The following is a 14,860-nucleotide window of genomic DNA, read 5'->3' on the forward strand; positions in this document are numbered from 1 at the left end:
GTTGACTGCCGCCAACGACAATCAGGCAAACTTCTTCTGGACTTCTGCCGACACGTTCGCGGGTGCTTCCGCGTAGTGATCGAATTGCATCGTAAAGGTCGCGCGTCCCTGGCTCATTGAGCGCAGGTTATTCACGTACCCGAACATGTTCATGAGCGGCACCATCGCGTTGATGACGTTGGCGTTGCCGCGCATGTCTTGACCCTGGATCTGGCCGCGCCGCGAATTCAGATCGCCGATGACGGATCCCGTATAGTCTTCCGGGGTCACCACTTCGACCTTCATGATCGGCTCGAGCAGGACGGACTTGCCCTTCGTCAGCGCTTCGCGGAATGCCGCGCGCGATGCGATTTCGAAGGCCAGCGCCGACGAGTCGACGTCGTGATACTTGCCGTCGACCAGCGTCACCTTGACGTCGACCACCGGGAAGCCGGCGACGACACCCGAGCCCATCACGCTGTTGAGGCCCTTTTCGACGCCAGGGATGTATTCCTTCGGCACCGAACCACCAACAACCTTGGACTCGAACTCGTAGCCCTTGCCGGGCTCGTTCGGCTCGACCACGATCGACACTTCGGCGAACTGACCGGTACCGCCGGTCTGCTTCTTGTGCGTGTACTTGACCTCGGCCTTTTTGGTGACGCGCTCACGGAACGCCACCTGCGGCGCGCCAATGTTCGCATCGACCTTGTAGGTACGGCGCAGGATGTCGACCTTGATGTCGAGGTGGAGTTCGCCCATGCCCTTGAGGATGGTCTGGCCGGACTCCTGGTCGGTCGACACCCGGAACGACGGATCTTCCGCAGCGAGCTTCGCCAGCGCGACGCCGAGCTTTTCCTGGTCGGCCTTCGACTTCGGCTCGATCGCGATTTCGATCACCGGCTCCGGGAATTCCATCTTTTCCAGGATCACCTGCTTGTCGGGATCGCACAGCGTGTCACCGGTGCGCGCTTCCTTCAGGCCTGCCAAAGCAACGATGTCGCCGGCATAAGCTTCCTTGATGTCTTCGCGGTTGTTCGCATGCATCAAAAGCATGCGGCCGATACGTTCTTTCTTCTCGCGGGTCGAGTTGACCACGCCGGTACCGCTCATCAGCACACCCGAATAGATGCGACAGAAGGTGATGGTGCCGACGAACGGGTCGTCCATGATCTTGAACGCGAGCAGAGCCAGCGGCTCCTTGTCGTCGGCCTTGCGGGTGACTTCGTTGCCGTCTTCATCGATGCCCTTGATCGCGGGCACGTCGACCGGTGACGGCAGATAGTCCACGACCGCGTCGAGCAGCGGCTGCACGCCCTTGTTCTTGAACGCCGAACCGCACAGCACCGGGAAGAACGCGCCGGTCAGCACGGCCTTGCGGATCATACGCTTCAAGGTCGCGACATCGGGCTCCTTGCCGTCAAGGTAAGCAGCAAGAACGTCGTCGTCGAGTTCGACGGCGGCTTCCAGCAGCTTCTCGCGATATTCATTGGCCTTCTCGACCATGTCCTCGGGAATATCGATGTCGACGAACTTGGCGTCGAGCTTCTCTTCTTCCCAGACCACGCCCTTCATGCGGACGAGATCGACCAGGCCCTTGAAGTTGTTTTCGGAGCCGATCGGAAGCTGGATCGCAATCGGCTTGGCGCCGAGGCGATCGACAATATCCTGCATGCATTTGTAGAAGTCGGCGCCGGTCTTATCCATCTTGTTGGCGAAGACGATGCGCGGAACGCGGTACTTGTCGCCCTGACGCCAGACGGTTTCGGTCTGGGGCTCGACGCCCTGGTTGGAGTCGAGCACGCATACCGCGCCGTCGAGCACGCGCAGCGAACGCTCGACTTCAATGGTGAAGTCGACGTGGCCGGGAGTGTCGATGATGTTGAGGCGCTTGCCTTCCCAGAACGCGGTGGTCGCAGCCGACGTAATCGTAATGCCGCGCTCCTGCTCCTGCTCCATCCAGTCCATCGTCGCGGCACCTTCGTGCACTTCGCCGATCTTGTGGCTCTTGCCGGTGTAATAAAGGATGCGCTCGGTGGTCGTGGTCTTGCCGGCATCGATATGCGCCATGATACCGAAGTTGCGGTAGTTCTCTATGGCATGAACGCGGGGCATGGGTTGTTCCTTAAAATCCGTGTTTCGCCGTTACCAGCGATAGTGCGAGAAGGCGCGGTTGGCTTCCGCCATCCGGTGCACGTCTTCACGCTTCTTGACGGCGTTCCCCCGGTTGTTCGACGCGTCGAGCAGTTCAGCGGAGAGCCGCTCCGTCATCGTCTTCTCGTTGCGATCGCGCGCCGCAGTGATGATCCAGCGAATGCCGAGCGCCTGACGGCGGACGGAACGCACTTCAACCGGCACCTGGTAGGTGGCGCCGCCGACGCGGCGCGAACGCACTTCGATGGTCGGCATAACGTTTTCCAGCGCCTGCTCGAACACCGGCAGCGGGCCCTGCTTGGTCTTGGCCTCGATCATGGCGAGCGCGCCGTAGACGATGCTCTCGGCGGCAGACTTCTTGCCGTCGTACATGATCGAATTCATGAACTTCGTAATGATGATGTTCCCGAACTTCGGATCCGGGTTCACTTCACGCTTTTCAGCTGAATGGCGACGAGACATCTTGGCTGTTCCCGCTTACTTCGGACGCTTCGCGCCGTACTTCGAACGACGCTGCTTACGGTTCTTGACGCCCTGGGTATCGAGGACGCCGCGGAGAATGTGGTAGCGCACGCCGGGCAAATCCTTGACGCGGCCGCCGCGGATCATGACCACCGAGTGCTCCTGAAGGTTATGGCCTTCACCGGGGATGTAGCCGATCACTTCGAAGCCGTTGGTCAGGCGCACCTTGGCAACCTTACGAAGCGCCGAGTTCGGCTTCTTCGGGGTCGTGGTATAGACGCGCGTGCAAACGCCGCGCTTCTGCGGCGACTGCTGCAGCGCCGGCACCTTCTTGCGCGACTTCTGCACGGTACGCGGTTTTGCGATCAGCTGGTTGATCGTCGGCATGTCAGCCTTCACCCTTTAGTTCGCGCGAAACCGGAGATGGCTTCGCAAATTCTTCTCGGGACTAGCCGCCCCGTTCGGCCGCCTTGCACGGGAAAAAGACCCACGCAAAACGAAATCGCGCCAACCACTCATTGCTGAGCGGAAAGCGCTTCGACGCCACAGAGGACCGCGACTGAAGACCGATCAGCGTTCGCTGTTCGGCCTGCTACCGAGGTCATGCATCCGAGTTCACTCTCAAGAGAACGTGCTCAAGAGAACTAAAATCGCACTGGCATTGCCTAGCTATATGATCGACAGCGTTTGAGCGGCATTCGTCGAGGTTGGTGCCCGTCTCAGTCCAGAAGGATTTGAAAGGGTGTTCCGTTCCGACGCTGGCGACGCTCACCGCCTGTCGTGAAGTGGGGGTCTTCTATAAGCCGTGAGTAGCTAAGTCAAGCGAAACGACAACGCAGGAAACGCCTATGGTACCGGCAGATTCAGAGCTTCGCGTGAATCGGTGCGTAGAGAAATCGGCGGCACTCCCGCTTCTTCGAATCGAGCGGCACCGGCGATTCTCGCCTATTTTACCCGGGTAAATATATCCAGAAACATAATTCGCCGGGTTCCCGTCCAAAGCGGATTGCCAAGCTAAGCCTTTATTTGCCTTTCCCGGCGCAAAACTAGCCCTTCAAGGCCGGAAACTCCTATGCGGTACACCGACATTGCAATTATCGGGGGTGGCCTCGCCGGCTCGACCGCGGCCGCGATGCTCGGACGCGCCGGGATTCCGGCGCTCCTGATCGACCCGCATGAAAATTATCCGTTCGATTTTCGCGTCGAAAAGCTGAGCGGCGGCACCCAGGTCGACCTCTTGTACAAGACGGGATTCGCCGATTCGCTGCTGCGTGCGACCACCCATGACGGCGAAAACTGGATCGCGCGGGCCGGATATCTGCTCGACAAGCGGCCCAGCCAGCAGTTCGGCATCATGTATGACGCGCTGATCATGGCGATTCGGGCCGAAATCCCCAAACCTGCCGAACTGGTCTACGCCAAGGTCACGGATGTCTCGACCAGCGACGATCGCCAGAAGCTCACGCTCTCGAACGGCGAATCGATCTCGGCGCGGCTGGTGGTGCTGGCCAATGGGTTGAACATCGGGCTCCGCCGCAATCTCGGCATCGAACGCCAGATCATCAGCGCGTGTCACTCGATCTCGATCGGATTCGACCTTGCGCCCGCCGGTCGGGCCGCTTTCGAATTTCCCGCGCTGACCTATTTTTCGGAACGTCCGAGCGGCCGTATCCCCTATCTGACGCTGTTTCCGGTCGGCACGAAGATGCGGGCGAATCTGTTCGCCTATCGCGAGGCCGACGATCCCTGGCTGCGCGAGATGCGGCAAGAGCCGGTCGAGACCATGGATGCCGCGCTGCCACGGCTGCGCCGCATCACCGGCGAGTATACCGTGTCAGGCGACGTCAAGATCAGGCCGGCGGATCTCCACGTCAGCACAGGCTATCGGCAGCCCGGCATCGTCCTGGTCGGCGACGCCTTTGCCACCACCTGCCCCGTCACGGGCACCGGCAGCGACAAGGTACTCACTGACGTCACCCAGCTCTGCAACGTCCATATTCCCTCCTGGCTGGCGACCGAGGGCATGAACGAGGCCAAGATCTCGTCGTATTACGAAGATCCGGTCAAGCAGGCCTGCGACGCCTGGTCGATGGCGAAGGCCTTCAGCTTCCGCAAGGTCACGCTGGACCGCGGCATCTACTGGCGCGCACAACGCCTGGCGCGGTTCCTGGCGTGGTTTGGCGAAGGCAATTTGCGACGGCTACGCAAGGCGATCAGCGCGGAATCAAAAACCCACGCTCACTCCTCCTCGTCGTCCTCGTCCTCATCATCGTCGTCTTCATTGTCGTCGTCGGCCTGACCGGCCGCATTGTGCGGCTTGTGGCCCTGATCGTCCCAGAGCTTGCGGTAGGCGCCATTGCGGGCAAGCAGCTCCGCGTGCGAGCCGCGTTCGATCGCCTTGCCGTTTGAAATCACGATGATCTCGTCCATCTCGACCACCGACGTCAGGCGGTGCGTCGACCAGATCATGGTGCGTCCCTCCGCGACCGTCAGCAGCGTGCGATTGATCGCAGCTTCCGTGGTCTGGTCGAGCGCGGACGTCGCTTCGTCCAGCAGCAGGATGGACGGATTGCGGATGACGGCGCGCGCGATCGCGATGCGCTGGCGCTGGCCGCCCGACAACGTGTCGCCGCGTTCGCCGACCGAAGTGTCGTATCTCTGCGGCAGGCTCATGATGTATTGGTGAATCTCGGCCTTCTTGGCGGCCTCCACGACCTCTTCGTCGGTCGCGCCTTCCTTGCCGAGCCGGATGTTTTCGCGGATCGACATGTTGAACAGCATGTTCTCCTGGAACACGACCGCCATGCTCCGGCGCAGCGATTCCAGGGTGACGCGGCGGACGTCGACGCCGTCGATGGTCAGGCGCCCCTCGTCGGGCTGGTAGAGCCGCAGGATCAGATTGAGCAGCGTGCTCTTGCCGGAGCCGCTGGGTCCGACGATGGCGATGCGCTTGCCCGCATTGAGCTTGAGGCTGAGATTGTCGAGCACCGGCGTCTCGCTGCCCTCGTATTGGAAGGTCACGCGGTCGAAGGTGATGTCGTTGGTGATGCGCGGCAGATCGGGCGCGCCGGGGCGGTCGGCCCCGCGGGTCGGCTCGTCCAGCAGTTCCTGCATATGCCGCACCGATGCGGCCGCCTGGATCGACACCGGAATGAAATGCATCAGATGGGCGATGTTGTAGGACACCTCCCAGAACGCGCTCTCGAAGGTCACGAAGGTGCCGATGGTGATCTGGCCCTTGGTGGCGAGATAGGCGCCGATCGCGAGCACCACCAGATGCAGCAACAGCACCGAGATCGTGACGGTGCGCTCCACCATGGTCGACAGGAACACCGCGGAGGCGGTCTTGATGCGCACATCCTGGTTGCGCATGGTGAACCAGCCGAGCGTGCGGCGCTGCAGGCTGAAGGCTTTCACCACCGCCTGGGCCGCGACGTTTTCCTGCACCGTGCCGAGCAGCGCCGATTCATTCAGCTTCTGCTCGTAATTGGCCTGCACCGCCTTTGGCGTCAGAATCCGCGGGCCGATCAGCGTGATCGGAAACACCAGAAGCGCGACGGCCGCGAGCTGCCAGTTCAGGAACAGCATCAGGATGATGCCGGCGATCAGCTCCAGGAACGGCAGCGCCGCGCTGTTGGCAAAGGTCTTAACGGCGCCCTCGAACGCCGAGAGGTCGATCGAGAAGCGCGAGAGAATTTCGCCACGCTTGGTGCGGGCGAAATAGCCCGCCGGCAAGCTCTGGACATGCTCGAACAACCGCGTGCGGACATCGGAAATGATGCCGGCTGCCAGCCGCGCATCCCAGCGCTCATACCAGATCGCGACGATCGAGGTGATGATGCCGGCGACCGCGAGCACGCCGAGGATCTTGTACAGCGCCTGAAAATCCTCTTCGCCGAGCGCGTCGTCGATCAGGAACTTCAGGCTGAGCGGCATAATGACGTTGAACAGCGTCTCGACCAGCACGCCGAAGGTGACGATCGCCAATGGCTTCCTGTAATTGCCCAGATAGGGCTTGACGAAGCCGTAGACCGTCGCCATCGCGCCGGCGGCTTCCTTCGCGGTGAAGACGACGAGGTCCTCGTCATCATCGTCGTCGAGCTCCAGCTCGTCGTCGTCCTCGTCTTTCTTGGCTTTTTTGTCTTTTATGCCGTCATCGGCGGCGGGCAAGCCTGCCGGCTTGCCACTGGCGATAGCCTCGAGCGCGAGCCTCTTCGCAAGCTCAGGATCGTCCGCTGGCGCGGGATTCTGATCATCCGAAGAAGGAGGCTTTGGCGCCATGAAACCAACCGATGCTGCACGGCCGGCATGACCGCAAATCGAAACGCGATAGCGGTGGACGCTACCGCGCCGATCCTATGCGATCAGGATGAATTCGGCAAAACAATTGGCAAACAATCCGAGTACCGGCAGTTGCCGATCAGTCTTCGGACTCCACCTTGTCGAAGAACGAATAGCGCAGGCTGTCGGAGTCCGCGTACCACTGCCCCGGCCCCTTGTTGGCGGCAAGCGTCGCCGCCCACAATGCATCGGTGACGTCGCGGCGATGCATTGAGAGGTCGAATCCGTTGCCGAAGAACAACTCCGACCATTCCCACCAGGTGCCGAGCTTCTTCACCCCGCGCAGCAGGTCGTAGCGGTCGATCAGCGCCGGCGGCGTGTCCGACGTGACGGAGCCGAACAGCAGTCCGGTCTTGATCACCCGGTTCAGTTCGCGCACGGCGCGTGGCACCTGCTTCTCCGCGATGTGGCACAGGCTGGTCTCGAACACGAAATCGAATTCGCCGTCCTTGAACGGCATATCGACGATCGAGCCGAGCTTGTTGAATTTCTTCAGCGCCTTCGGCGTCCGGGCATGGATGGCGCGGTTGTTTTCGATGCCCCAGGCGTCGATGCCGCGCTCGCGCAGCGCGCCGACCAGTTCGCCGCTGGCGGAGCCGGCGATCAGGAGCTTGTAGCCCCTCGCCCGGTTCCAGACGATCTTGATCAGGTCCGTCAGATAGGCCGGGTCGGTAAACTCGCTCCAGACCTCGCTGTAGGGGCCAAGCCCGCGATAATTCTGGAAATAATCGCGGTCGATCTTGTCGGAGAGCGACCCGCCCGCCTGCGCGCGTGCGCGGCGCAGCCGCATCATCTCGGAGACGATGATGTCGGTGGCGGCGTCGGAGGAATCGAGCAGCCCGTTCAGCGTGGAGTCGAACAGATAGTCGCCGACCACGACGATCCCCGGATGTTCCTTCGGCTCCGGCCGGTGGTTGGTCATGACGTCGCGCACCGGCAAGCCGCCCGGCAGCGCGTTCACCGACGACAGCCAGCGATGGATCTTGCCTTCCTTGAAATAGTCACGGGCGTTGCCGAGTGACGCCGGCAGCGACTTCAGCGCGGCGTCGATCAGTTCCTGATCGCTGAGATTGGCAAACGCCAGCGCATCGGAACCCGCGATCAGCCAGTTCAGGACGCCGTGCTTGCCGACGTCATGGCGCGCGCCCTCATTGTAGACGCAGCAGCCGCCGAATGCCTCCGACATGAACCAGGCGCCGGGGATCTTCTCGCCCCAGAACGGTTCGTCGAACAGGATCGAGACCCGCAGATAATGCGCGGGCCGGTCGAAATAGGCGACATGCTTGACCATCGACTTGCGCAGCTCTTCGCCGTTCCAGCGCATCGTGCCGAGCCAGGAATGCGGCAGGCACATCACCACGAGATCGAAATCCCGCGTCTCCGGTCCCTTGCCGTTCATCATGTTGAGCTGATAGCGGCCGGAGGACGTCTTGCCGACCTGGAGCACCCGGTGATTGAGCTGGATATCGGCCGTGACTTCGCTGCGCAGGCAATCGACCAGTTGTTCGTTGCCGTTCTGAATCGAATACAGCCCGATATAGCCGTCGACATCCATCACGAAGTTCTTCAGCGCGTTCAGCCCGTTGGTGTTGTGGGGCTCGGTCGCGATGTCGGAGCGGGCCATCACCTTGAAGAAGCGCTTGGCGGTATCGTCGTCGACGAACTTTTCGAGCAGTTCCTCGGCCGTCATGTAGGCCCACGGATGCTCGTTATCGTGGGCGCCGACGCCTTCGTAATATTCGATCGGCGACACCATATCGCTGCAGCGCTTGCGGAAGCCCTCGATCGCGGCTGCGGTCTTCGCGCCGTATCTGCGGCGCATGCCGGGCACGTCGTTGAGGAGTTCGCCGTCGAACTGCACCTGCTCGGCGTCCATCGGAATCGTCTGCAGGCCGAAATGCTGGATCAGCTCGCGCAGCGGATCGGGTCCGGTCATCGAGTAATCATAGATCTCGGCAACGCCGGCCTCATACATCGCCGGCGCCGAATCGAATTTGCGCGTGACGATCTTGCCGCCGACCCGGTCGGATGCCTCGTAGATCGTGATGCGGCAGAGGTCGCCGAGCTTCTTTTTCAGATACCAGGCGCTCATCAGCCCGCCCGGGCCGCCGCCTACGATTGCAAGATCGAGCATGTGTTTTCCGCAAGTTCCCGCCTGCCCCCAAGTGCAGCCGGTTTAAGTCTCCTTAGCAAAAGCGCTTTTCACCCTGAAGGGAAGATGAACAAAGCAGGTCCGCGCATCGCAGCAATGCCGGAAAGCACCAGGAGCCCGCCATAACCGCGCTTTTCTATCCGAATCCGTACTCTTACGGGGTTTCGGCGCCGGTGGTTGATCGGGCGTCGCCGTGTGTGAATTCACAGCCACGGTAGCGGCAAGCGGAACGCCGCCTTATTCCCGCATGCGTGGAGTGCGCCTTCGGATTCCCGCGGACGTTTTGTTATTTCGGGAAAGCCTTGCCGGCGAGCAGACTGATCAGTTCCTGCTGCCGCGAAAGGCCTGTTTTCGCGAGCACCGACTTGAGCTGAGAGCGCACCGTTTCGCGGCTGACACCAAGCGTCCCTGCGAGTACTTCGACCGTGCGGGCCTCGCTGATGCCGCGCGCCACACGCGCTTCCGCCGGCGTCAGGTCGAACAGGCCTTGCAGGACCTCGGCGGTCGGCACCGCGGCGCGATCGACCGGCGTCACCACAAGCAGCACGCTCACTTGCGTGAAGATGTCGCGCGCGGCCCCGCGGACGGGAATGACGTGCAAGACCATCGGCAGATAATTTGCCGTCGCGGCAACCGGTATGGACTTGATGATGCGGCCATCCCCAAGAGGCCGCGCGGCGAGCGCTTCGGCCAGCAGCGCATCCGCCGTCACATCCGTCATTGTGACGCGCTCGGCACGGTCTTCAAACAGCGAAGGCATCAAGGCTTCGAACAGGCCGTTTGCCGCCAACACCTGGCCGCGCGCACGCAGCACCGCGCCGGGCAGGCCCAGCGCCTGCAACGCATCCGCCTGGGCGCGTGCGCGCTCGAAGCCAAGGCGGTTTGCCGTAAGCGATGCCCGCGCCAAATGCGGCCGCAGTCCATCCAGGAAGGTGACGATCTCGCGCGGCACCGGACCAAGATCCTGGTGCCGCGGCACGACGATTGCGATCGAATCGCCGCTCGGTATCGGGATGATCGTGCCGGCCCGGTAGCCGAGGCCGTATTTGCGATAAAAATTGCAATAGACGTCGTTGGTTGCAATTTCCTCATCCGAGAGAAGATCGCCGTCCGTGAGGAAGCCTGCATGATTCAGCGCGATGGCGCGCGGCAGATTCGGATCGCGCTCGCTCCATCCGTCATTCAAGAACAGCGGCATGGTCGCATCATATTCGACTGAGTTGACCGCGCTGACGTATCCGTCCCGCACGGCGAACATAAACCCACCGCTACCGCTGGTCGCCGCACCGAGCTCGCCAAGCACGGCCGGCCAAAGGGAAGGAATGAGCCCCGCCTCGTAAATGCGGTCGATCAAATGCTCTGAAATTGAGTCGCTCATGGGGAATCGCAAGGAGCGTGTTGTTCACCAAATTCCATCACCTGATAGCACACGCTGTTGTCAGGCGTGAAGCGTCGGGACCCCGCGTTGTAAAAAGCAAAAGCCGGCTTCGCAGCCGGCTTTCTTGTTGGGCGGAACTGGACGGGTTCCCTATTCCGCGGGCGGCAGCGCCAGCGGCTCCACTTCCGGAGCGGCCGGCACGATCGCGGCCTGCTTCTCGCGCTCGTCGAGGATCAGCTTGTCGCGCTTGACCGCGACTTCGCGGATCTTGGCCATCGAGGCGCCGGTGCCCGCCGGGATCAACCGGCCGACAATGACGTTCTCCTTGAGGCCTTCCAGCGGATCCACCTTGCCGTTGACGGCGGCTTCGGTGAGCACGCGGGTGGTCTCCTGGAACGAGGCCGCCGAGAAGAACGAGCGGGTCTGCAGGCTCGCCTTGGTGATGCCGAGCAGAACCGGCGTTCCCGTGGCGGGCTTCTTGCCCTCTTCCTTGGCCTTGACGTTGAGCGCGTCGAACTCGATCTTGTCGACCTGCTCGCCCGAGATCATGTCGGTCTCGCCCTGGTCGGTGATCTCGACCTTCTGCAGCATCTGACGGACAATCACCTCGATGTGCTTGTCGTTGATGAGCACGCCCTGCAGCCGGTAAACTTCCTGGATTTCGTTGACCAGATAGGCCGCGAGTTCCTCGATGCCCTTGATCGCCAGGATGTCGTGCGGTGCCGGATTGCCTTCGACGATGAAATCGCCCTTTTCGACGATGTCGCCGTCCTGCAGATGGATGTGCTTGCCCTTGGGGATCAGGTACTCCCTGGTCTCCTCGGTCTTGTCCATCGGCTCGATCGAGATGCGGCGCTTGTTCTTGTAGTCGCGGCCGAAGCGGATCGTGCCCGCGATTTCCGCGATGATCGCCGCATCCTTTGGCTTGCGAGCCTCGAACAGTTCGGCGACACGCGGCAGACCGCCGGTGATGTCGCGGGTCTTGGCGCTTTCCGTGGAAATACGCGCCAGGATGTCGCCGCCCTTCACCTTCGCGCCGGTGTCGACCGACAGAATGGCGTCGACCGACAGCATGTAGCGGGCATCGCCGCCACGCGCGAGCTTCAGGACCTTGCCGTCCTTGCCCTTGACCACGATGGCCGGACGCAGATCAGCCCCACCCCGCGACGCGCGCCAGTCGATGACGACGCGCTTGGCGATACCGGTGGATTCGTCGAGCGTTTCCGAGATCGACTGACCTTCAACCAGGTCCTCGAACCCGATGGTGCCCTCGACTTCGGTGAGAACCGGACGGGTGTACGGATCCCATTCCGCGATCCGCTGGCCGCGCTTGACCATGTCGCCTTCGTCGACGTGCATGCGCGCGCCGTACTGAATGCGGTGGGTCGCACGCTCGGTGCCATCGGCGTCGGTGATCGCAACGACCATGTTGCGGACCATCGCGATCAGATGACCTTCGCTGTTCTTGGCGATGGCCTTGTTCTTGATGGTCACCTTGCCGTCGAAGTTCGACTCGATGAACGACTGCTCGTTGATCTGCGCCGCGCCGCCGATGTGGAACGTACGCATCGTCAGCTGGGTGCCGGGTTCACCGATCGATTGCGCCGCGATGACGCCGACCGCTTCACCATGGTTGACCGGCGTGCCGCGGGCCAGATCGCGGCCGTAGCACTTGCCGCAGATGCCGTTGACGAGTTCGCAGGTCAGGGCCGAACGGATCTTCACTTCCTGGATGCCGGCCTGCTGGATGGCGTCGACGTGCGTCTCCTCCATCAGCGTGCCGCGCTTGACCACGACCTTGTTGGTCGCAGCATCACGCAGATCCTCGCCCGCGGTGCGGCCGAGAATGCGGGACGCCAGCGAGGCCACGACCGTGCCGGCATCGACGATGGCGCGCATCTTGATGCCGAGCTTGGTGCCGCAATCGTCCTGCGTGATGATGCAGTCCTGCGCCACGTCGACCAGACGGCGCGTCAGGTAGCCCGAGTTCGCGGTCTTCAACGCGGTGTCCGCCAGACCCTTGCGGGCGCCGTGGGTCGAGTTGAAGTATTCGAGCACCGACAGACCTTCCTTGAAGTTGGAAATGATCGGCGTTTCGATGATCTCACCCGACGGCTTGGCCATCAGGCCGCGCATACCGGCGAGCTGACGCATCTGGGCCGGCGAACCGCGCGCGCCCGAATGCGCCATCATGTAGATCGAGTTGATGTCGGCGTCGGCGCCCTTGGCGTTCTTCTTGGTCGAGGAGATTTCCTTCATCATCTCCTTGGCGATTTCTTCGGTCGCCTTCGACCAGGCGTCGACCACCTTGTTGTACTTCTCGCCATGGGTGATCAGGCCGTCATTGTACTGCTGCTCGAAATCCTTCGCCAGCGTACGGGTGGTGTCGACGATCTTCCACTTGGAGTGCGGCACGACCATGTCGTCCTTGCCGAACGAGATGCCGGCCTTGAACGCGTTGTAGAAGCCGAGCGCCATGATGCGGTCGCAGAAGATCACCGTCTCCTTCTGACCGCAGTGGCGGTAGACCTGGTCGATGACGCCGGAGATTTCGCGCTTGGTCATCAGCTTGTTGATGATGTCGTACGAAATCTTCGCCGAGCTCGGCAGCAGATTGCCGAGCATGACGCGGCCCGCGGTGGTTTCGATCCAGCGCTTGGACACCTTGCCGGTCTCGTCGATGCCTTCCCACCGGTACTTGATCTTGGTGTGGAGGTGGATGACCTTCGAATGCAGGGCGTGCTCGAGTTCGGCCATCTCGCCGAAGATCTTGCCCTCGCCGGGCAGGCCTTCGCGCATGATCGACACGTAATAGAGGCCGAGCACGATGTCCTGCGACGGCACGATGATCGGCTGGCCGTTCGCCGGATGCAGGATGTTGTTGGTCGACATCATCAGCACGCGCGCTTCCAGCTGCGCTTCGAGCGACAGCGGAACGTGCACGGCCATCTGGTCGCCGTCGAAGTCGGCGTTGAACGCGGCGCAGACCAGCGGATGCAGCTGGATCGCCTTACCCTCGATCAGGACGGGCTCGAACGCCTGAATGCCGAGGCGATGCAGCGTCGGCGCGCGGTTCAGCAGCACGGGATGCTCGCGAATGACTTCGTCGAGAATGTCCCAGACCTCGGGACGCTCTTTCTCGACCAGCTTCTTGGCCTGCTTCACCGTGGTGGACAGACCCTTGGCGTCGAGCCGCGAATAGATGAACGGCTTGAACAGTTCGAGCGCCATCTTCTTCGGCAGGCCGCACTGATGCAGCCGCAGTTCGGGACCGACCACGATCACCGAACGGCCGGAATAGTCGACGCGCTTGCCGAGCAGGTTCTGCCGGAAGCGGCCCTGCTTGCCCTTGAGCATGTCGGCCAGCGACTTCAGCGGACGCTTGTTGGCGCCGGTGATGACGCGGCCGCGGCGGCCGTTGTCGAACAACGCGTCGACGGCCTCCTGCAGCATGCGCTTTTCGTTGCGGATGATGATGTCGGGCGCACGCAGCTCCATCAGCCGCTTCAAGCGGTTGTTGCGATTGATGACGCGGCGATAGAGGTCGTTGAGGTCCGAGGTCGCAAAGCGGCCGCCGTCGAGCGGCACCAGCGGACGCAGGTCCGGCGGAATCACCGGCACCACGGTCAGGATCATCCACTCCGGCTTGTTGCCGGAATAGCGGAACGCTTCGACGATCTTGAGGCGCTTGGCGAGCTTCTTGTGCTTGATGTCGGATTCAGTTTCCTGCATCTCGGCGCGCAGCGAGGCTTCGAGCTTTTCGAGCTCGAGACCCTTGAGCAGCTCGCGGATCGCTTCGGCGCCGATCATGGCGGTGAAGCTGTCCTGGCCGTATTCGTCCTGCGCCTTCAGATACTCGTCTTCCGACAAGAGCTGACGGTCCTTGAGCGCGGTCAGACCCGGCTCCAGCACGACGTAATATTCGAAGTACAGGATCCGCTCGAGATCCTTCAGCGTCATGTCGAGCAGAAGGCCGATGCGGGACGGCAGCGACTTCAGGAACCAGATGTGCGCAACCGGCGCCGCCAGTTCGATATGGCCCATGCGCTCGCGACGGACGCGGGAGAGCGTCACTTCGACCGAGCACTTTTCGCAGATGATGCCCTTGTACTTCATCCGCTTGTACTTGCCGCACAAGCACTCGTAATCCTTGATCGGCCCGAAGATGCGGGCGCAGAACAGGCCGTCGCGCTCGGGCTTGAAGGTCCGGTAGTTGATGGTCTCCGGCTTCTTGATTTCGCCATACGACCACGACAGAATCTTCTCCGGAGACGCAATCGAAATCCGGATCTGGTCGAAGACCTGAGCCGGCGTCGTCGGATTGAAGAGATTCATAATTTCTTGGTTCATCGTCTTCTCCTCGCGTGCCGATCGTCACCGGCAGCAAATTCGAA

Annotated in this window: 8 protein-coding genes; 1 reads left to right on the forward strand and 7 read right to left on the reverse strand. The window is 61.9% G+C overall.

Annotated features, from left to right (window positions below; all coding sequences use genetic code 11):
* Positions 1–21 precede the first annotated feature (21 nt).
* From fusA to rpsL, 3 genes are read right to left on the reverse strand one after another with little or no spacing between them, the layout of a single operon-like run.
* Entirely contained in the window at positions 22–2,094 is a 2,073-nt protein-coding gene (gene fusA / locus JQ567_RS20890) for an elongation factor G (protein ID WP_212035208.1), read from the reverse strand.
* 30 nt (positions 2,095–2,124) lie between these two features.
* A complete protein-coding gene (rpsG, locus tag JQ567_RS20895; protein ID WP_192733871.1) occupies positions 2,125–2,595 on the reverse strand; it encodes a 30S ribosomal protein S7 in 471 nt (156 codons plus the stop codon).
* 15 nt (positions 2,596–2,610) lie between these two features.
* Positions 2,611–2,982 carry a 30S ribosomal protein S12 gene (gene rpsL / locus JQ567_RS20900; protein WP_057849132.1) on the reverse strand — a complete coding sequence of 124 codons (372 nt, stop codon included), beginning with the start codon at positions 2,980–2,982 and terminating at the stop codon, positions 2,611–2,613.
* Between the two features lie 685 nt (positions 2,983–3,667).
* Between rpsL and JQ567_RS20905 the strand changes: the two genes are divergently transcribed.
* On the forward strand, positions 3,668–4,894 hold the full coding sequence (locus JQ567_RS20905; protein ID WP_212440530.1) for an NAD(P)/FAD-dependent oxidoreductase: 1,227 nt from the start codon (positions 3,668–3,670) through the stop codon (positions 4,892–4,894).
* On the opposite strand, the gene JQ567_RS20910 is transcribed toward JQ567_RS20905, so the two are convergent.
* The 4 genes from JQ567_RS20910 to rpoC all read right to left on the reverse strand — a co-directional run bounded on the left by JQ567_RS20910 (position 4,834) and on the right by rpoC (position 14,816).
* Entirely contained in the window at positions 4,834–6,876 is a 2,043-nt protein-coding gene (locus JQ567_RS20910) for an ABC transporter ATP-binding protein (RefSeq protein WP_212440531.1), read from the reverse strand. The two genes, JQ567_RS20905 and JQ567_RS20910, sit on opposite strands and share 61 nt — an antisense overlap.
* 139 nt (positions 6,877–7,015) lie before the next feature.
* On the reverse strand, positions 7,016–9,070 hold the full coding sequence (locus JQ567_RS20915; protein WP_212440532.1) for an FAD-dependent oxidoreductase: 2,055 nt from the start codon (positions 9,068–9,070) through the stop codon (positions 7,016–7,018).
* A 304-nt stretch (positions 9,071–9,374) separates the two neighbouring features.
* Positions 9,375–10,466, reverse strand: coding sequence for a LuxR family transcriptional regulator (locus JQ567_RS20920; protein ID WP_212440533.1), 1,092 nt, complete (start codon positions 10,464–10,466; stop codon positions 9,375–9,377).
* 150 nt (positions 10,467–10,616) lie between these two features.
* Positions 10,617–14,816: a DNA-directed RNA polymerase subunit beta' gene (gene rpoC, locus JQ567_RS20925; protein ID WP_212440534.1), complete on the reverse strand. Its 4,200-nt coding sequence runs from the start codon at positions 14,814–14,816 to the stop codon at positions 10,617–10,619.
* Positions 14,817–14,860 lie beyond the last annotated feature (44 nt).

It is taken from the genome of Bradyrhizobium sp. AUGA SZCCT0431, from assembly GCF_018131065.1.
GTDB lineage: Bacteria > Pseudomonadota > Alphaproteobacteria > Rhizobiales > Xanthobacteraceae > Bradyrhizobium.